Annotated in this window: 20 protein-coding genes and 2 pseudogenes; 13 read left to right on the top strand and 9 right to left on the bottom strand. The window is 41.1% G+C overall.

From position 1 onward, the window contains the following. Window positions 1-359: 359 nt before the first annotated feature. From BB781_RS16535 to BB781_RS14480, 6 genes and pseudogenes are all read left to right on the top strand, one after another. A pseudogene (locus BB781_RS16535) lies at window positions 360-614 on the top strand (RHS repeat domain-containing protein); the annotation flags it as partial. Between the two features lie 435 nt (window positions 615-1049). Beyond that, on the top strand, window positions 1050-1322 hold the full coding sequence (locus BB781_RS16530) for an HNH endonuclease (protein ID WP_394335346.1): 273 nt from the start codon (window positions 1050-1052) through the stop codon (window positions 1320-1322). Between the two features lie 17 nt (window positions 1323-1339). Further along, window positions 1340-1798: an SMI1/KNR4 family protein gene (locus tag BB781_RS14495; protein WP_094229184.1), complete on the top strand. Its 459-nt coding sequence runs from the start codon at window positions 1340-1342 to the stop codon at window positions 1796-1798. A gap of 214 nt (window positions 1799-2012) precedes the next feature. Continuing rightward, window positions 2013-3176: an RHS repeat domain-containing protein gene (locus BB781_RS14490; RefSeq protein ID WP_094229181.1), complete on the top strand. Its 1164-nt coding sequence runs from the start codon at window positions 2013-2015 to the stop codon at window positions 3174-3176. A 13-nt stretch (window positions 3177-3189) separates the two neighbouring features. Further along, window positions 3190-3900 carry a hypothetical protein gene (locus BB781_RS14485; RefSeq protein WP_094229180.1) on the top strand — a complete coding sequence of 237 codons (711 nt, stop codon included), beginning with the start codon at window positions 3190-3192 and terminating at the stop codon, window positions 3898-3900. Window positions 3901-4004: 104 nt separating this feature from the next. Then, window positions 4005-4490, top strand: a complete 486-nt coding sequence (locus BB781_RS14480; protein WP_094229179.1) for an RHS repeat domain-containing protein — start codon at window positions 4005-4007, stop codon at window positions 4488-4490. Here BB781_RS14480 and BB781_RS14475 read toward each other — a convergent pair. From BB781_RS14475 to BB781_RS14440, 8 genes and pseudogenes are all read right to left on the bottom strand, one after another. Continuing rightward, window positions 4483-5164: pseudogene (locus tag BB781_RS14475) on the bottom strand (IS1 family transposase). The gene BB781_RS14480 and the pseudogene BB781_RS14475 sit on opposite strands and share 8 nt — an antisense overlap. A gap of 88 nt (window positions 5165-5252) precedes the next feature. Continuing rightward, window positions 5253-6104, bottom strand: a complete 852-nt coding sequence (locus BB781_RS14470) for a formylglycine-generating enzyme family protein (RefSeq protein ID WP_164997921.1) — start codon at window positions 6102-6104, stop codon at window positions 5253-5255. Between the two features lie 297 nt (window positions 6105-6401). Then, window positions 6402-7031 carry an NTP transferase domain-containing protein gene (locus tag BB781_RS14465; protein WP_094229177.1) on the bottom strand — a complete coding sequence of 210 codons (630 nt, stop codon included), beginning with the start codon at window positions 7029-7031 and terminating at the stop codon, window positions 6402-6404. After that, on the bottom strand, window positions 7028-7846 hold the full coding sequence (cobS, locus tag BB781_RS14460; RefSeq protein ID WP_094229176.1) for an adenosylcobinamide-GDP ribazoletransferase: 819 nt from the start codon (window positions 7844-7846) through the stop codon (window positions 7028-7030). The genes BB781_RS14465 and cobS overlap by 4 nt, the downstream gene beginning before the upstream one ends. Further along, complete coding sequence (gene cobZ, locus BB781_RS14455) at window positions 7843-8448, bottom strand: alpha-ribazole phosphatase CobZ (RefSeq protein WP_094229175.1); 606 nt, start codon at window positions 8446-8448, stop codon at window positions 7843-7845. The genes cobS and cobZ overlap by 4 nt, the downstream gene beginning before the upstream one ends. A 48-nt stretch (window positions 8449-8496) precedes the next feature. Then, on the bottom strand, window positions 8497-9471 hold the full coding sequence (locus tag BB781_RS14450) for a cobalamin biosynthesis protein (protein WP_094229174.1): 975 nt from the start codon (window positions 9469-9471) through the stop codon (window positions 8497-8499). After that, entirely contained in the window at window positions 9468-10961 is a 1494-nt protein-coding gene (gene cobD / locus BB781_RS14445; protein WP_094229183.1) for a threonine-phosphate decarboxylase CobD, read from the bottom strand. The genes BB781_RS14450 and cobD overlap by 4 nt, the downstream gene beginning before the upstream one ends. A gap of 63 nt (window positions 10962-11024) precedes the next feature. Beyond that, complete coding sequence (locus BB781_RS14440) at window positions 11025-12476, bottom strand: aminotransferase class I/II-fold pyridoxal phosphate-dependent enzyme (protein WP_164997920.1); 1452 nt, start codon at window positions 12474-12476, stop codon at window positions 11025-11027. Window positions 12477-12717: 241 nt separating this feature from the next. Between BB781_RS14440 and BB781_RS14435 the strand changes: the two genes are divergently transcribed. The 6 genes from BB781_RS14435 (at window position 12718) to BB781_RS14410 (ending at window position 17305) form a co-directional block, all read left to right on the top strand. Beyond that, window positions 12718-13500, top strand: coding sequence for a TIGR00266 family protein (locus BB781_RS14435; RefSeq protein WP_094229172.1), 783 nt, complete (start codon window positions 12718-12720; stop codon window positions 13498-13500). A 39-nt stretch (window positions 13501-13539) separates the two neighbouring features. Continuing rightward, complete coding sequence (locus BB781_RS14430) at window positions 13540-14208, top strand: metallophosphoesterase family protein (protein ID WP_094229171.1); 669 nt, start codon at window positions 13540-13542, stop codon at window positions 14206-14208. Between the two features lie 33 nt (window positions 14209-14241). Beyond that, entirely contained in the window at window positions 14242-14736 is a 495-nt protein-coding gene (locus BB781_RS14425) for a hypothetical protein (RefSeq protein ID WP_094229170.1), read from the top strand. Window positions 14737-14758: 22 nt separating this feature from the next. Then, complete coding sequence (locus BB781_RS14420; protein WP_094229169.1) at window positions 14759-15913, top strand: tRNA (guanine(10)-N(2))-dimethyltransferase; 1155 nt, start codon at window positions 14759-14761, stop codon at window positions 15911-15913. A 106-nt stretch (window positions 15914-16019) separates the two neighbouring features. Continuing rightward, the gene (locus BB781_RS14415; protein WP_094229168.1) at window positions 16020-16601 is read left to right on the top strand and encodes a MarR family transcriptional regulator; all 582 of its coding nucleotides are present in this window, start codon (window positions 16020-16022) and stop codon (window positions 16599-16601) included. 17 nt (window positions 16602-16618) lie between these two features. Further along, on the top strand, window positions 16619-17305 hold the full coding sequence (locus BB781_RS14410; RefSeq protein WP_094229167.1) for a DUF2110 family protein: 687 nt from the start codon (window positions 16619-16621) through the stop codon (window positions 17303-17305). Here the strand turns inward: BB781_RS14410 and BB781_RS14405 are convergent. Further along, window positions 17302-18042 carry an ArsR family transcriptional regulator gene (locus BB781_RS14405; RefSeq protein ID WP_094229166.1) on the bottom strand — a complete coding sequence of 247 codons (741 nt, stop codon included), beginning with the start codon at window positions 18040-18042 and terminating at the stop codon, window positions 17302-17304. The genes BB781_RS14410 and BB781_RS14405 overlap by 4 nt on opposite strands. Before the next feature lie 120 nt (window positions 18043-18162). Here BB781_RS14405 and BB781_RS14400 point away from each other — a divergent pair, with 120 nt between their 5' ends. After that, window positions 18163-19176: a class I SAM-dependent methyltransferase gene (locus BB781_RS14400; RefSeq protein WP_094229165.1), complete on the top strand. Its 1014-nt coding sequence runs from the start codon at window positions 18163-18165 to the stop codon at window positions 19174-19176. Window positions 19177-19754 lie beyond the last annotated feature (578 nt).

Genomic DNA, 19754 nt, shown 5'->3' with positions numbered 1-19754 from the left:
AGGTGGATGAGAACAGTGCCACTATATCATCTTACGGATACTCAGGTACGCCATTCCACGCACCTGTAAGTTATAATGAAAACGACCTCGATTACGATGCTAATGGAAACTTAGTTGAAGACGAGGATTTCACCTACAACTACAACGATGCTAACCAACTTTCTGAAGTACGCTATGCCAGTAACAATTCACTCGTTGAGAAATACTGGTACGACGCCAACGGCCAGAGAATCAAGAAGCAGACCTCTGCCGGTGAGTTCACCTACTACGTCAACAAGTACTATGAAGTGGATAATGGCACTGCTACCAGCTACTTCTTCCGTGATGATGAACGCATAGCCAAGCAGACGGATGAAGGCATGGAGTGGTATCTTTCAGATCATCTGGGCAGTACCACTTTGTTGATTAACGAGAGTGGGCTTGAGGTCGAGCGTACCGAGTATTATCCTTATGGGCAGGTTCAATCCGGTGGGCTGGAGAAGTACGGTTTCACAGGTCAGGAGAACGATGCCGATACCGAACTGATGTACTATGGTGCGAGGTATTACTCACCTGAGTACAGGGTGTTCGTGCAGCCTGATACGATGCTTCCTTATTTGTATAACCCGCAGGCGTTGAACAGGTATTCTTATACTTTGAATAATCCGGTGAAGTATACTGATCCGAGTGGACACTACGTTGAAACTGGAATAGATGTCGCATTCCTTTTAATGGACTTGAATGATATCCGTACTGGTAATGCTAACAAGTGGACGTACGTAGGTCTTGGGGCTGATGTTGCATGTGCTTTACTCCCAGGTGTCACTGGTGGCAGGCTTGCAGTTAAGGCTCTGGAGGAAGGAGTTACTCATGGAGATGATATTCTCAGTGTAGGAAAGACCATTGAGAAAAGTGTTGAAGTTGCAGATACCGCTGCAGATGGAAAAAGGTATCTCAAAGATGGAACTCTCATTCAAAATGGGCATCTAGCAGGAACAACACATCCAAACACGGATGTTCTTTTTGATGAGACTGGCTTTCCAATCTTTGACTCAGCATTTGATACCAAAATGGGTGACAGGTTATATTTAGCTTCAGACTATAAGCAATTTAGACAAGCAACCTTAGACCTTAACGATGCAATTAAAAAGGATTCATCAATTGGAAATATGTTTAACGAAAATCAACTACAAGAAATAGCTCGTGGAAGAACACCAAGTGGATATACTTGGCATCATAATCAAGAAGAAGGTGTGTTGCAACTAGTTGAAAAGAATGTACATCAACAGACGGGACACACAGGCGGTAGAACTATTTGGGGTGGAGGTAATGACTACAGGTAATATTGGAGGCATCAATATTGACAAATTCAGAAATAGAATGGTTATTTGTAAGTAGGCCAGCGAAAGATAAAGAAATCTTAGAAGTAGAACACATACTTGGGATAAAGTTTCCAGACGATTACAAAGAATGTTTGAAACAGAATGCAGGAGGAAGTCCTGAACCAAATGTATTTGATTTTACCAAACGTAAAGAGGCGGTTTTCAATCGTCTCTTCACCTGCGACCCAAATGATGCCTACTACTATATCCCAGACAATTATAAAGCTATTAAAGATAGATTGATAGATGATATCTATCCCATCGCAGATGATGTATTTGGAAACTGTATTTGCTTTGATTATAGGGAAGGAAAAGATAAAGCACCAAAAGTAGTTTTCTGGGATCATGAAGTGGCCTATGAATCTCCTGAAAAAGCAATATACTACATTTGTGATAGTTTCATAGAACTTCTTTCTAAATTATACTTTTGTGACTGAGTTTGGAACAATTGAGTATTGACTGAATAATAATATCCAGTCAATACTTCATACTATTTCTATTGACTTTTCAAGTCATATACTGATTCTGAGATAATCCTGGGAAAGTAGTTACCTGCAAACATACAATTCCCTAAACGACCTCGACTATGATGACAACGGAAACCTCATTGAGGATGAGGATTTCATCTACGTCTACAACGATGCTAACCAGTTGAGCGAGGTCCGCTACTCATCCAACAGTTCCCTCGTCGAGAAATACTGGTACGACGCCAACGGCCAGAGAGTCAAGAAACAGAACTCCGCCGGTGAGTTCACCTACTACGTCAATCAGTTCTACGAAGTAAACAACGGCACTGCCACCAGCTACTTCTTCCGCGACGGCGAGCGCATAGCCAAACAAACAGATGAGGGCATGGAGTGGTATCTATCAGACCATCTGGGCAGTACCACTCTGCTCGTTAACGAGAGCGGCCTTGAGGTCGAGCGCACCGAGTACTACCCATACGGCCAGGTGCAGTCCGGCGGTCTGGAGAAGTACGGTTTCACAAGTCAGGAGAACGATGCCGACACTGAGCTGATGTACTATGGAGCAAGGTACTATTCACCGGAGTACAGGGTGTTCGTACAGCCTGATACGATGCTGCCGGATGTGTATAACCCGCAGGCGCTGAACAGGTATGCTTATGTGCTGGATAATCCGGTGAAGTATAACGATCCGAGCGGGCACTACGCTGAAAGTCCTTTGGATTTGATTTTCATTGGGATTGATGTCATCGATATAGCTCTTGACCCATCTGATGAAACAGCATGGGCAGCACTAGGTGCTGATGTGGGATGTCTTGCTTTACCTGGTGCAACTGGTGGCGGGGTTGCCGTAAGGCTTGGAAAAGCTGCTCATACTGCAGACAAAGTCGGTGATACTGTTCATGCAGTAAACTTTGTTGACAATGCTGCCAGCCTCGCAGCTAGATATGGGGATGATACTGGAGAAGCTCTAGCAAAAATCTCCGCTGATGTTGAATCTCAAGGAATGATCAAAGCAAATCCAATGTTAACTGGAACTGCAAAGCATACTGAATTTAAACATACGGTTCAAGAATGGGCAGAGCAAAGTGGAAAAACAAATGTATATATTGAACAGTCTATCGATGCTTCAGGTAAACTCGTTAATGGCAACCCACTAGGTTCAAAGAGACCTGATGTAATGGAATTCGGAGATGATGGAGTAGTTCGGATTTATGATTTGAAAACTGGCGGTGCGAAGTTGACAAACTCTTGGATGAATGATGTCCAACAAAGATTAATGAGTACAAAACAATATAGTGGAGTAGAATTCTACATGGTAAAAAACGGTGAAACAACACTGGTAAGATGAATGGTGAGTAATTATGGCACAAGCATTTAACAAATTTGTAAAAAAGTACATCGGTGACATAATGGAGGAAGAAGGTTTTGCTACGTACAAAACTACTGAATTTATTCGATTAAAAGAGAATTTCAACTTGCTTCAGTCCATTGGTTTTACAAGTGGAAAGTCTGGTGGTTATAGATACTTAGAGATAGGCTATCTTCCACTTTTTATGCCTCATCAAAGAAATGATATTGGTTCTGAAATTGCAGGTAGAATGCATGATTCTCCTCCTTATGGGTGGAGTCAATTAAGCTGGCCTGTTCCTATGGACAGTAAAGAAATTTTAGATAAATCAATGGCAAGTATAAGACATGTGCTTTTAAAGTACTCCATTCCTTACTTAAATAAGTACTCGACTTTTGAGGATACATTGCAAATGCTAGAAGAAGATAATTCTGATGTGGTGCCACGTATTTATCACATACTTAGGGCACGAAAATCCTACTACAAAGGATATTTCGTACTTGGTACAAAGGATTATTTCAAAGCTGAGAAGTACTTTAAAGAATACTACTCTCTGTTTGGACCAGAAGATAGGAGCAATGAGATTTCTAGAAAATATATGGAAGAGCTAGAGGAAGTTCTGGAAGCTATCCATAGTCCCCCGGAGATTGAAGAGATAATGGAAAGAAATCGACAAAATACTATTGAAATATTAAATTTAAAAAAATATATAGACATTGACTGAATAATGTAAATTCAGTCATATTTCATTCTTTTTTTCTTTCTGCTGGACGATAACATCCTTAACTACCTGCGTGATTCACTTACACTTATAACGACGCTAACCAGTTGAGCGAGGTCCGTTATTCATCCAACAGTTCCCTTGTGGAGAAATACTGGTACGATGCCAACGGCCAGAGAGTCAAGAAACAGAACTCTGTCGGTGAGTTTACCTACTACGTCAATCAGTTCTACGAGATTGAGAACGGCACTGCCACCAGCTACTTCTTCCGTGACACTGAGCGCATAGCCAAACAGACAGATGAAGGCATGGAGTGGTATCTATCAGACCATCTGGGCAGTACCACTCTGCTCGTTAACGAGAGCGGCCTTGAGGTCGAGCGCACCGAGTACTACCCATACGGACAGGTGCAGTCCGGTGGTCTGGAGAAGTACGGTTTCACAGGGCAGGAGAATGATGCTGACACTGAGCTGATGTACTACGGTGCGCGGTATTACTCGCCAGAGTATCGCATTTTTGTTCAGCCGGATACGATGCTTCCGGACCCGTACAATCCGCAAGTACTGAACAGATATTCAGGTAATGTTAATTAAATATATCTAGTTTCTTATTTCTGTACTTCATTAACAGGAGAACAGAGTATCGCAACATTTCAAAACTCTTTGTATAATACTCAGACTTTCTTCTCAATCTTGCCAGGAAATGCCTGAATATGCTGCTATATCCTTCTACTGTATATGTTTCAGCTTTGGATCGAGTATGAATAACCTCTGGAATAAACTCTGCATATGCTTTCCAGTGATCGGTCATAACTTCTTTTATTTTTTTCTCTTTTAATATTTCCCAGAGTTGTTGTCCAGTTTCCGTACCTCTGCTGCCAAAAGAGCAGTCGATGAATTTTTTCCCAACTCTATCAACAGCAATCCAGATCCAGCAATATTTTGTTTGTTACCGATATAAGTGTGCATCTCATCTAATTCAACGATCTCTATCTCATTTTCGCTTTTTAGGGCCTCTAACTCCTCGCCAAATTTCTTAATCCAATTTTATACAGAAACATGACTTACTCCCAAAAATCTTCAGATTGAACGCAATCCTAATCCTTCAAGATAGAGTTGTAAAGTCTGCCTTTTAACAGAAGTGGAACTCGCAGTCGATTTTATCTCGACTGTATAGTTATATCCGCAATCATAACATTTGTAGCTTTAACGCCCATCGACTTTCTCATTTTTGAGTGGTTGGAACTCTTACATTTAGGGCAGCTCATACTGAAGTATAGGCTTTCATCCGATATGCCTCTATTTACTTAACAATGCCAAAAAAGAAAAAAGAAAGCCTGAAATCTACAAGGGACATCAGATATCTTTCACAAGACGGAACCCTATATAGTTAAGACGGCTTCCCTTACCAATATTATCTCTGCTGGCCGAATGACATTCTGATTCTGCACTATTCCAGTTTCCGCCACGTATCACCCATTTGCCAACTCCTCCTGTCCATTCACTGCCATCGGCCGGTGCTTTCTGGTAGTTGGTGTGATATTCATCAAGCACCCATTCAGCGACATTACCATGAACATCGTACATTCCCCACGGATTTGCTTGCTTCATACCAACAGGATATGTTTTTTCTTCAGAGTTTCCGTCATACCATCCATACTCTGACAGTTTACTTTCGTCGTTTCCAAATGAAAAAGCTGTATTTGTACCTGCCCTTGTTGCATATTCCCATTCTGCTTCCGTAGGCAGGCGATATTTGTCGGTGCCCTCCATTTTATTGAGTTTTCCGATGAATGTTTGGACATCCAGCCAGGAAACTTTTTCCACAGGCAGATCATTGCCCTTAAAATGAGAGGGATTTGTTCCCATGACAGCTTCCCACTGATCCTGAGTAATTTCATATGTACCAATGTAAAATTCATACTCGATATTTACCTGATGTACAGGTCTTTCGTCCCGATCACTGAACTGTTCCTCCTCAGTAGCCCCCATGAGGAAGTTCCCTTCTGGTATTTTTACAAATTCAATACCAACGGAATTGGCAAAAGTACTGTCATCAATCTCTGGTTCATCAGGCACGGAATCAATCTGTGCAGGGTTCTTGTGTTCTACATCACTACTCGTATCATTGGAATCAGCACAACCACTGCCAATAACCGCCATAATAAGAATGATACACATTATCAATGTCATGTATAATTTGTTCATAGACCTATCCTCGTACATATAACAACCTAAACAATATTAGATTTAATTCCTGCACCCAATTTATATTCTTTGGTTTAATTCGTTGGAAAACGCAACAATTTAAATTAGATATGTCAAACCTGAAAACAGTGTTTTGCTTTTATATGTAGATGGGCACCTTTTCTCCAATAAAAAGGTGCCCGATGATTCTCCAACCACCCGCACAAATGAGAATACTCCAACCTGTGCTAATGAGCATTAGTATTGCTGGAATATAAACTATACGGAGAAGCTTATATTCACTTGAAAAATGAAAAATTAATTCCTGAGAGATCCCGATTTTCTTTCCAGGAGCATATCCTTACATCTTTGCAGATCATCTGCAGTGTTAACATTAAGAGCAAGTTCAATATCATCAAGAACAAGGCTGATATAATCCTGTTCATTGTCAACATCATTCCCGTCCAGTATGTTAATACCCGACGGAACTATCAGTTTTCCATCCCAGTTGAAAACAGTATCTGGCCTGATACCAAGACTTTTACACAGAGAGATCGGAGTGAAAATAGACATTGCAGGCTTGCCGCAGATCTTATACTCACTGATTACCTTTTCAAGAAGCTCGTGTGTCAAAAGTGGCAGGTCGGCCATTAGAATAAGAAGCGGATCTTTAATGCCTGCAGCCTTTACTGCATACACCATATCACCTACGTAGTTGCCCCCGCCAGTAGGGATGACTTTTATATTGCCATCATATTCTTTCTGAACAAAAGATGCTGTTTTTGATGTTGCAGGAGAAACAGCAACGTATATATCACCTATGCTCTCAGTTCTTTGCAGGGTGTCTATAACATAAGAAATAAGAGGCTTGCCCAGCAATTCGACACATGGTTTTTCACCCATTCCAAGCCTGCTTCCAAATCCCCCTGCCATTATTATAGCGTTCAAACAATACCTCCAAACCTATACATTATTACTAATGTGATAGTTATCAATGCTATTATCCTTCCAACTTCGTTGGAAGCACCAATGACATCACCATTAACACCGCCAAAATGCCTGCTGGTAACATTAAGTAATACAAGTGTTGCCAAAATGGCTGCTATGAATGCGAAGATACCAGTTATTCCAAGACCAACGTAATAAGATGCTGCAATACAGGCAATACTACCAATTACAAAACCTATAAGGTATTTAGGTACTGTGGTATTTTTCACGAGTATGGAGCCCAGTCCCTCATGAATAGGTTTCCCAAATGCTGCAATTGTCAACATGGACTGCATTGCACTGACCTCAGATACAAACATCGCAAAGAAAAATATGCGTGCTACATCTGCAGTAGTTGAATACATGATCATGGATTCATCGTAAAGTGATGTAAGAGTAGCATAGAATGCAAGAAGAGCGAGACATGCATATGCAACTCCGCCAATTCCTAGGGACATGTCTTTCAGTGCTTTTAATTTCTTCTCAATAGAACCATGTGCAGTCAGTCCATCACCCAGATCTGCAATACCATCCAGATGATTTAGCCCTGTTATATAATAGACAAAAGCAATGATAAGTACCGCACTTATAGAAACTGGAAGGAAAGATATGAGAACATAAGCTACAGCACCCATTATAAGACCAAGCACTATGCCTACCACCAGATGCAGGTATGTCCTTTTGAAGAACTCATCAAGTCCCTCCATGGTGATCCCCACGGGGATAGTTGACAGGAATCCGAAACTGGAACGAAGAGCTAATAGGAATGCGTTCATCCTGCTATCACATCACTTCTGTTCTCTGGGTCTTTTTTTTCGTTCTTTCTAGTTTTGCCCGGTGAACCTGCTGCCGCTTCTGCCATTGATCTGGTGTACATGTTAGCGGAAACACCGCCGATAAGCCCGCCAATTATATCGTCCATGAAAGGACCAAGCTTTGAGAGAATGCCTGGTTTCTGCTTGTCAAAGCGCACGAATTCGAACATACCTTTGTCACCACTGATATATTTGGAGATGCTCATTCCAAGGACCTCATCTGCGATTATAAAAGTCAGGTCTTTTTCATAAGAGCTTCTGCTGATATTGGGCAACCGACCTGCACGACCCTCTTTTTCAAGCAATATCCCGGAATAGACAAGCATACAGAGATTTGGGTCAGAGAGGGCAATATCAAGCTCGTAAAGAAATTTTGCCTCAGCAAGCTCTTTTGTTTCAATCCCAGGGTGTGGAACATATAATTCCAGTGCAGTATCAACGAGCATTTGAACTGTTATTCCTTCTTCTTCAAGGATATCAATGATATCCCTGGTGACCTCACCTTCCAGTTCTTTAGACTGGCCTTTTTTCAGGTCTTCTGATTTTATATCCGATAATTTCATTGCCACCACTTTTGGGAGATTTTTATTTGAATATGATTGGTCAGTAATTTATGCCATAATTATAAATGAGGATACAATTATTGCAAAGAATGAGGCTATAAAAATTATCCACCCGGCCAGTTTGATGTCTTTAGACACCGGATAAACAAAACCCTCACCAAGTATATAGGTATTCGGTTTTTCAAGTTTGACTCCGAGTGCACCGGCAATCGAAGCCATGGGAAAACCTGAATTTGGGGATGGGGTCTTTAAACCATCTGCAAACCCACTTTTCCACGCACTTTTATAATCCGGCACCTTTGTCCCGCGATAGAACAAACGGACAGCCAGAGTTGCTGCAAAAAGGAAGAGAACAGACAGGCGGGCAGGCACCCAGTTAAGCACATCATCAAACTTTGCAGAAAACCAGCCAATTTCCCGGTGACGCTCATCCTTGTACCCTACCATGGAATCAAGGGTGCTTGTTGCTTTAAATACATAAGCTGCTATCAATCCGAAAGGACCAAAGCATGCATAGAACAAAAGAGGAGAAAGAATTCCATCAACATAGTTCTCAGATGTTGTTTCTATAATAGCTGATGAAACATGACCTTCGTCCAGTTTGGACGTATCTCTGCTCACATACATAGATAACTTTTTCCTCGCACTGTCAAGTTTCCCTGCATCCAGTTCTGCCCGAACTTCACTCGCAGCACCATATAGGCAGCGTACAGCAAATGTTGCCTTGAGGAAATAAGCCGCAACAAGATAGCGCAGGGGAGATGGGATACTATCTATCCCAATGAAATATAATACAATAATCGCTATAAGGCTGCCAAAAAGTATAGTAACAAGCCCCATGAATATGCCATAGAGCTTCCTGTGCGTCTTAGGGACATTCTTCTTAAAAAAAGAGATCAACCTGCCCATCCATACTACAGGATGCACTGCTGCAGGTGGCTCTCCAAATGCCAGATCCAAGGCATAAGCTAACAGAAGTACGATTACCAGCTCACTCGCATCAGCTTGTACTGGCAACATCATAGATTAGTCTCCATTACGTTCTTCCATGCTTTGCTAATACTTTCTTTATTTAGTCCATCTGCGATGAACACAGACAACAGATCATCGACGACTTTGTTCATATGAACAATATTGCAATTCAGACAACTCCATACCTGCCCTCCGCCGGAACTCTCAATCCAGTTACCCCCGGTGCGGGTATCCTCACAAGGATAGAACGGACAGAAGCAGAAAGTACAGTCCTGTTCTTCAAAATGACAAGGATAATAGTCACATTCCGTATTGCTGCCTTTACGGCCGCAGCTTGCTGCTGCTTTTATATTCTCTTTCAGTTGCATCTCTGCCTGTTCACGGCCCCATTCATAGATAACCTGCCTGATTGTGGATATGATGCGTTCGTTCTCTTTCCGGGTACGTATAGCAATCCTGATATAATCCTTACCGATGTCCTGGAATGAATTGCAATCACGGATCAATACACCATGCGAAGCCATACGTTCAGCTAGCTCGGTAGAGTTTAAAGAGAGATCTGAAATATCAACAAATATGTAGTTCACACTGCTCTCAATGGGTTTAAAGCCCCTGCGTGATAGTTTCTCCAAAAGGAAATCATGTTCATTTACTATAAATGCCCTGGAATCTTTTAGGTACTTACTGTTTACTCCCCCTTCCATACTCAACAGGGCAGTTGCAACAGTATCCGCTATACATCCCATGTTCCAGGAAAGCCGGGCACTGTTAAGAACACATGCAAATTTTTTTGACGCTACACCAAAACCCATCCTTATACCAGGAATGGCAAAAGCTTTTGTGAGGGAGCGCTGAATAAAAAGGTAATCGTTATCTTCTACAAGGTATGCGACACTCTGATCGGGGTCAGCAAGTTCTATGAATGCCTCATCCAGAAAAAGAATGGTTTTGTGAGCTGCACACTTCTTTGCAATTTCTTCGACCTGCTCTTTTAAGAGCAATTTTCCTGTCGGATTGTTGGGATTGCATACAAAGATAATTTTTGCTTCATCAAGCAGCTCAGAGTCAAGATCAAAGATGTCTTCCTGGTCGATGTATTTGATCTGTGCACCCATTACCTTACACTGCATCTCATACTCGCTGAATGTTGGCTTGGGTATGAGTACAACATCCCCTTCAGCTATAACGCACTCAGCAACGAGCCTAATTATTTCTGTGGACCCATTTCCGGGAATTATGTTCTCGTACGTTGTACCCATGCCCACAAATCCAGCCGCAGCCATCCGGTATTCCAGATAGCGGTTATCAGGATACTGTTCAAGTTTTTCAAGTCCTTTTCTGAGAAGTTCCTGCAGATCAAGTTCCGGATCAGGTTGTTCAAATGGCGTTCCAAAGGGATTCAAGTTTGCACTTGCATCCAGTATTTCAGATTCTGGTATCCCGTATCTCTGGGAACTTTTTCTTATCAGTCCGCCATGAGCACATGGCTCAAGACTTAGAAGATATTTCTTTAGCGGGAGAGGTGATCTTTGGCCTGTCACAGTAATCAAAGCATGTAGTAAATAGGAAATATATTAACCTGTTTAGTTGACCTTTAAAAAAGATCAAAGTAGAGGCTCAATTATTTCCTTCCATGCCCTCCTTATGTTCTCATCGGTGTCTCCGTCTGCCATCAGTACATCAAGCACCATTTTGGCAACCTTTGGTCTATGCAATAAAGTACAGTGTTCGCAACTCCATACTTGTCCGCCTGTGGAACTCTCTATCCATTTACCACCTGTTTTTTCTTCCTTGCATGCGTAAAATGGACAGAAACAGAAAGTGCAGTCTTGACCTGTGAAATGGCATGGGTAGTATTCACAGGAACCACGCCCTGCAGTAGCTGAAGCACCATGTTCTATAGTTTCCTCAAGTTTCTCCCGGGCGTCTTCCCTGCTCAACTCAGCAAATACATCATCAAGTGTGCGAATAAGTTTCTCAAATTCTTCCCTGGGGCAGACAGATATCCTTACATACCTTTTTTCACCATCAAAAAAATCACTGCATTCACGAATAATTATGCCATGCAAAGCAAGTCCGTCTGTAAGTCTTACTGAATCCACGAAAAGGTCCTTTATATCCACAAGCAGGTAATTGGCACTGCTTTCAATTGGTTTGAAACCGTAGATACCTGAAAGACGTTTACTGATGTAATCTCTTTCTTTTTTAATAAAATCTCTGGACTCAGACAAATATTTACAACCGGAACCGCCTTCCATATTCAGGAATGCAATTCCAATAGCTTCTTCTGTTGCTCCTATATTCCACGAAAGCCTGGCAGCATTCAATACATCTGCCATTGAAGATGATGCAATACCATAAGCCAGCCTTATGCCAGGCATACCAATAATATTTGAGACCGACCTTATAACAAAAAGATAATCATTGTCCTTTGCAATATCCGCAATGCTCATAGAAGGATCGGCAAGCTCAATGGACGATTCATCGACTATGAGCAAAGTACCGTGTTCAGCACATTTTGCTGCAAATTTGACCAGTACATCTCTTGATACAAGTTCACCGGTAGGATCGTTTGGATTCTCAATTATGACGATCTTTGCTCTTTCCAATGTCATCTTTGGAAGAGTAAGCAATTCACTTGGAGTAAAAACCTGCACACGAGAACCGAATATTTCAGCTATATGGCGATACTGACCAGAGGAAGGAGAAGGAATTATCACTAACTCGTCTTCAGATACCACAGACTCCATCACAAGACGCAATAACTCACATGAACCGTTTCCTGGAACTATATTTTCAAAAGTGACACCATGACCTATAAAGCCAGCAGCAGCAATTCTAAATTCAATATATCTGTTATCAGGGTACTGGCCGGATCTAGAAATAGAAGTAGAAATTATTTGTTCCCTGTCAAGGATTTTACCCTGGAAATCAAAAGGTGTGCCCAAAGGATTTGTGTTTGAGCTGAAATCAAGAATACCTGATTCTTGAAGGTCATATTTTTCAGCTGACTCATGGACCCTCCCGCCATGCTTCCTTGCCTGTAATGCAAGCAAATAATGCTTCAAATGAAGTGGGAAATTTTTTTGGTACACACTTATCAACAGGTGGTTACGCACAGGAGATATATTAAACTATTCAAGTTGAGTTGTGCTAAAGTCTTTCATTTTAAAGTTCAAAAGATAAAACCATAAATATTTGTAATGCAAATCTCTATCTGAAGTTCTATAATATAATATAATATAATATAATATAAAATAATATAATATGTTGGATAAAGACATCGGAGAATCTTTGATGGCAGATGAAATAGATTATAACATAATTGGCAACGACATGCAGCTTGTAGAGATCGAACTTGATACAAACGAGGCGGTCAGGGCAGAAGCAGGCGCGATGATGTACATGGGACCCGGGATTAAAATGCAGACATCCACAGGTGGTGGCCTCCTCAAAGGCCTGAAACGTGCAATAACCGGTGAAAGTTTCTTTATTACAAGCTTTACACACGAGGGTTCAGGAAAGGGATATGTTGCATTTGGTGCCCCGTACCCTGGAAAAATAATACCTCTTGATCTTACAGAACTGGGCGGTAGCTTTCTCTGTCAGAAAGATTCATTCCTCTGTGCAGCGAATGGTATAGATATTGAGCTGGCACTTACAAAGAAGATAGGAGCAGGACTCTTCGGAGGAGAAGGTTTCATACTTCAGAGACTTAAGGGCAACGGACTTGCCTTTGTACATGCCGGTGGAACCATTATTGAAAAAGATCTGGCTGCCGGGGAAACAATAAGAGTTGATACAGGTTGCATAACTGCTTTTGCTGAAAGTGTCAAATATGACATACAACTGGCAGGCGGATTCAAGAATGCACTCTTTGGTGGAGAAGGACTTGTCCTTGCAACCCTCACAGGCCCTGGAAAGATCTACCTGCAAAGCCTTCCATTCTCACGTCTTGCAGACAGGATAGTTGCGGCATCAAGATATCAGGGTGGTAGTGGAAGAGATGAGTCCCGAGGAGTGGCCGGAATTGGAGGCGGTACTCTTGGAGCTCTCCTGGGTGGAGACCGTTCTTTCTGAGAATCAAGTTCAAGTTTTAAAAGTGAGGAGATTGCAAAAATGAGACTATTTGCTATTGCAGATCCGCATGGCAATTATTCGAAAATTGAGAAGTTGCTTGAACAATCCGGAAACATTGATGTTGTTCTAATTGCTGGCGACATCACTAATTTCGGACCTGATGAAAAGGCACTGGAACTCATCGATATGTTCAATCCACCAATACTGGCAGTTCCCGGAAACTGCGATCATGAATCTATTTTAGAGGTTATCGAAAACTCCCGGGCCATGAATCTTCATAACCGCTCTGTTGAAATAGATGGAATAAGGTTTGTAGGGATGGGGGGGTCAAACCCTACCCCATTTTGTACACCTTTTGAGATACAGGAGTGTGATTTTGAAACAAACCTCAACAACCTTATGAATGAAAAAGAAAAGACAGACGAAACAGTAATTCTCCTCACACATGTACCACCATATGGAATCCTTGATAAGGTTGGGGATGTGCATGTAGGATGCAAGGCTCTGAGTACTTTCCTCGATAAAGCCAACCTTATGGTATGTGGGCATATTCATGAAGCCAGAGGCATAAAGAAATATGGTAAAACAATTATCGTAAATCCTGGAATGGCTGCATTGGGGTTTGCAGCTCTTATAGATATTAATATTGAGAATAAAGCTCCTATTATAAATGTACAGCTAATAGAAGTTGACGGAGAAGTTATTTAATCATCAAAATTATATTCTAATGCAGGTGATCCAATGAAAGCAAAGATATTAACTATATTCCTGATATTGCTCTCTTTTTCAGTCATCGGATGTGTTGATGATAACGAAGATATGGCCAACGAAACAGATATGTCAAATACGACTACCGAAGATGTTGGCAATGAAACAGTACCAGATGACATCGAAATGGATGAAACGGTTGGAGAGGAAGTCGAAGCAACCGAAGAAGACGAAAATAAACCACTTGAGATTATTGAGTCGGAAGATCCAAGAACCTATACAATATACATGAAAAACTATTTGGTACAACCAAATAATATCACCATTAATACAGAAGATACAATTGTATGGTTTAACGACAACAATCCCGCAAGACTATTTACACTTGTAAGCAACGAAGGTCTCTGGGAAAATCAAAATATTGCGAACAGGTATTCTTTCAAATATACTTTCAATGAAACAGGCACATATACGTATAAAGTCCTTGGTTTTGAAGACAGGATGAAGGGAACCATTATTGTTAAATAAGAACGTATCTTCAGGGAGCCGGATGAAAGTAAGATCTGTAAAGGAAGGAGATACTGAAGTCCTTGTTCCTGTCCCGGACGAAGGGTCTAATTTTGCTCCTTCTGCGGCCCCTGTATTTTATAATCCTGTCATGGAGATGAATCGTGACATCTCCGTGGCGGCAACTTCTGCTTTTGTTAAGAAGATGGAATATGGTCCTGAAAAGACCATCACTTATGTCGATGCCCTCTCAGCCTCAGGCATTCGTGGTCTGAGGATTGCAAATGAAACCGGCATTCATACAACCCTCAATGACTGGAATGAAGATGCCTATAACCTTATACAACAGAACATAGAATCATTGGAAATCAGCCACAATGCTATTGCAAGCCATAAAAATGCAAACGTCCTCCTCCACGAAAAACATTTCAACATCGTCGATCTTGACCCATTTGGTACTCCTGCACCTTTCCTGGCGGCAGCTGCCCGCTCGGTAGTCGATCTGCTTGAAGTGACAGCAACGGATACTGCACCACTTTGCGGTGCTCACCTTAATTCAGGAATCAGAAAGTATGCCGCAGTTCCTTTCAACAATGAATACCACAGTGAAATGGGAGTACGTATACTCCTTGGTAAAATAGCCCGGGAACTGTCACTCCATGATAAAGCCATGAATCCACTCCTGTCCCATGCCACAAGGCATTATGTACGTACTTATCTTGAAATCAAAAAAGGTGCAAAGCAAGCTGATAAGATGTTAAAGAATATGGGTTTTATTGCACACTGCCCGACATGCGGACACAGGGAAGTGAACTACGGCCTTGCTTCTCATATTAAAGAAAAATGCAGCCTTTGTGATGGTATTTTTATGCTTGCTGGTCCTGTATGGCTTGGGAAATTACATGATCCTGATTTTTGCACTGAAGCTATTGCAGAACTGGAAACACGCAACTGCGGCACCAAAATATTTGCAGTTAAACTGCTTGAATTCTGCAGGGATGAACTGGATATACCTATGTTCTACGATCAGCACCTGATATGTAAGAAAGTGGGAGTATCTGCCTCACAAATTGAAAACGTCATACAGGAACTTAAAAGCAAAGGATTTTTGGCTTCAAGGACCCATTTTAGCGGAACATCTTTCAAAACTAATGCAAATATATCGGATATTGAGAATATAATCACGAGTATCCGATAGAAATATATACTATTTTTATTTTAATGATATATATTATAATATACAATAAAAGGTATGATGATGTTTTTCTACATCAGGTAAAAAATATTCATAAAGGGGATATTTCATGACAAAAGGATATGCTGAGCAACTGTTTTTACAGGAGAAACCAACCCTTGCCCTTCTGGCTATATGGTCCTTACAGAAAACATATGCATCGGTTATTACAAAAGAGATAAATTCAACTTTTGCTCACACAACCAAAATATTATCTAAAATGGAAGAACACGGCTTCATACAGTTTACAGTTGAAGGACGTGTAAAATATGTTGAACTTACAGAGCATGGGCATCGGGTAGTTGATGCTCTTAAGAATCTGATAATGTCAATTGAAGGAGAATCACCGGATATTCTAGAAAAGAAAGATAATGAAGAGTCTGCCACACAGGACATGAAAGCTTCAGAGGATGAGAAAAAGCTTACCCGGAAACACATTGGCAGGTTACATGAACAGATAGTATCTACATATAATGACCTTTTCAATGAAAACTTAGAACCCCAAGTAATGAAGATGAAAATTGGCCCTTTTAGCCGTGATATCCAGTTACTATTAAATTCTATAGAAGAGAATGAAGACCTTATCGATGATGAAGGTCTTGATAAACTCAGTGAGATACAGACTATCTTCGATCTGGTTATGAAGCAATAATTGAAAGGATAATAAAAATGGCCACTGTAGATCTATTATTAAAAATATACGGCAGCAAGGAAAGGGCATTTCATTCAGCAGAAGTGCTGGTAAACAATGAATTAAAAGAGCTTGATGCTTCTGCAAAATTTGAAATCTCGGAAGATGGCTGGCTAAAAGTAGATGTCAGCGGTGAAGACGGCGAGTTTGCGTCTAATTTCCTTGCCCGGAAATTCGGGGTTCCGGTTACAGAATTTACCAAGGATGAAATGTACCAGGGCTTCATACATCAGATACAGGAAAATGAAATAATCGTAGATATAGGAGTGCTTATAAGCATTCCGCAGAAGAACCTCACAGCTCTTGGAAGCGGAACTGCAAAACAGATAGCCACTCGTTTTGGAATGATAAGGCATTTACCTGTCAGAATTGAGATCACTGAGGAGGCAGCAAAACAGGGTACTTTCACGAAATCACAGGCAGATATGTGGTGGAACTGGAAGAAATCAGATCAGGACAGGGTGATAGCCAATTCCGTTACACGTTCTGAACTTAAAGCAGCCATCAAAAAAACCGGTCATGCAAGGGATATTTATGGAATAGAAAGACTTGGACTGATGGAGCATATGATCATCTGCAGGGAAACAAGCGACGGACCAGGCATTGTTTCGGCTATTGGAAGATTTGTAAAAGGCGAGCTTGGAGTTATCAGGACAGCAAATTAGAGTATGTTCATCTGGAAATGACAGTTGTTACAATCGTCATTGCATTTGCCACGCATCTGCATTACACATTCGATGCCCAGCTTTTCCCTGAAAACACCTTCGAATACACCTTGTGCAAAAGAGCATAAGGTCTTTTCCTTAATAGGAATTGAACGACAGTCAAAAAAATCACTGACAGCTATTGTTATGGGATCGTAACTAAGGACATTGAAGCTTCCGATATCATGTTCCTTCCAGAAAAACATCATTTCCTCAAGGACCCTTTCCTTTTCCTTTGAAACAAAATTTCTGGAAAGGCTGGCTCCAACATCATTCCCTATTTTCCTCATAATAGGGTCACAATTTACTCCATGGGCACGGAAACCATATTGTACGGCATGGAACAGGCATTTCAGACAACCAAACGAATTAACATGAGGTGAGGCTATCAGATGTAGCATTTCATTATAATGCTTCATTCCGGGTTCCTGGGAGCAGGCAACATACTGGCATTTTAAAAAGTAGACTTTCTTCCTCTTGTCATTGGTATCAGTTACTTCCTCAAGCAGGCTCTGGGATCTAAGATCATTCAGATGAACGGAGATTGTAGATTTGGCTTTTCCGGTGTGCTGGACTATCTCATCAAAGGATTTACAGCCACTTTTAAGATAATCCAGTATCATGATTTTTACAGAACCATTAAGAGCAATAAATCCAATATCTGTGGAAAAAATAGCAGTGTTGTCTCCGTTGTTCATGCGCTATTAAATAAACATGCAATGTATTTAAATGTTCGCTATGAAGCGAATGAGTTATTATCGCTATTTAAAGCCCGATATTTCCCTTAAATATTACCAAAAAAACGATATAAGATAATTATGAAAAAAACTATCCGTGTACCAATAAGAGAAGCAGAAGGTGTCAGGTTAAAAATAGTAGAAGATGGCAAGCTTGATCCTGAAAGAAAGATACAGGTCATAGTTGATGAAGAAAGCTTCCTTGAGATACCTGTTACTGATGAAATCGAGGGATTTGATACATATGAACAGGAAAATGCCATTTTTTACAACAAATGGCGCTCACTTGAAGACCTTCTCAAAGAAAGTATATTAGAAAGTGAACTTGAACTACTGCCATCCGGCTGGCACATCCTTGGAGATATAATTGTTGTCACGGTCGATCCTTCTATAGACCACTTGAAAGAAAAGATTGCCAGGTCGTTGCTCCGGATGTATCCTTCCTGCAACACAGTGGTACGCGACTTTGGAATAAGTGGCCAGTTCAGGGTGCCTAGAAGAGAAGTACTTATCGGGGATAATACGGAAACCATCCATAAAGAGAATGGCTGTCTGTTCAGGCTCGATGTTACAAAAGTTATGTTCTCAAAAGGGAACCTCCATGAGAAAGCACTCATGAGTAGGGTTGGCACCCATGAGACTGTTGTCGACATGTTTGCAGGTATCGGCTACTTCACCATCCCTATGGCTATTCATGCAAAACCTGAAAAGATAATTGCAATAGAGATCAATCCACGATCCTACAGATATCTTCTGGAGAATATAGCCCTGAACCATGTAGAGCACATCGTGGAAGCCTTTAACGGTGATTGTGCACAACTCACACCCAGGGGAGTGGCAGACAGGGTAATAATGGGCTATGTTGGCACCACTCATCATTATCTGCAAAACGGTATAAGAGCCATCAAAAATACCGGAGGCATGTTGCATTACCATGAAACTACCCCCGAACCACTTATATTTGAAAGACCGGTGTCCCGCATCATGAAGGCGGCTTTAGAGGAAGGCAGGCAGGTTGAGATAAAGGAATGTCGCAAGGTCAAGAAATATTCGCCCGGTGTCTGGCATGTTGTTGTGGATGCATGGGTGCATTAAGGCAAAAGAAAGCTTTCTGTAGAATAATATCTATGGTACACCAAAAATACTTCTCTCCAGTTTCCTGTAATATAATCAACACAAGGCCGCCAAGACTTAGGAATGCCGTTCTTTGAGCTCTTACATTTGTTTACATAAAGCATAATATATGTTATACTCATGGATTATGACCAAGCCTTCCAACTGAAATTTCAGATGAATTCTGATACTCTGTAGTGATTTTAAATATGCATGATGGCCAGATCTAAAAACAGCTTCTTCGGACTACATTGTTAATTAATGCGCAGAGTAACGGTGTTACTTTTCAATAACATTATATTATGGTTTATTCTTCAGTTGGACGTTATGCAGTATCTCCGAATGATATACGGCTTTTTGATAGTTCCACCCAAAGCAAATAAAAAAAGTGTTTTTGTTTCCGTATTTTGCAGGGTTACTATCAATGACTCCCTGTTGATCCATTGACCTGCACCTCCACGTAACTGATTCAATGGAGGTGGCTGCTTATTCACATATTTTTATACCTTTTCAGACATTCTTCATACATATCTATCATAAATACTTTGAAGCTCTCCTCG

The sequence above is a fragment of the Methanolobus psychrotolerans genome (assembly GCF_002243045.1).
Classification (GTDB): Archaea; Halobacteriota; Methanosarcinia; order Methanosarcinales; family Methanosarcinaceae; genus Methanolobus; species Methanolobus psychrotolerans.
The sequence above is the reverse complement of the archived record's forward strand: the minus strand, read 5'-3'. Positions and strand labels throughout refer to the sequence as shown.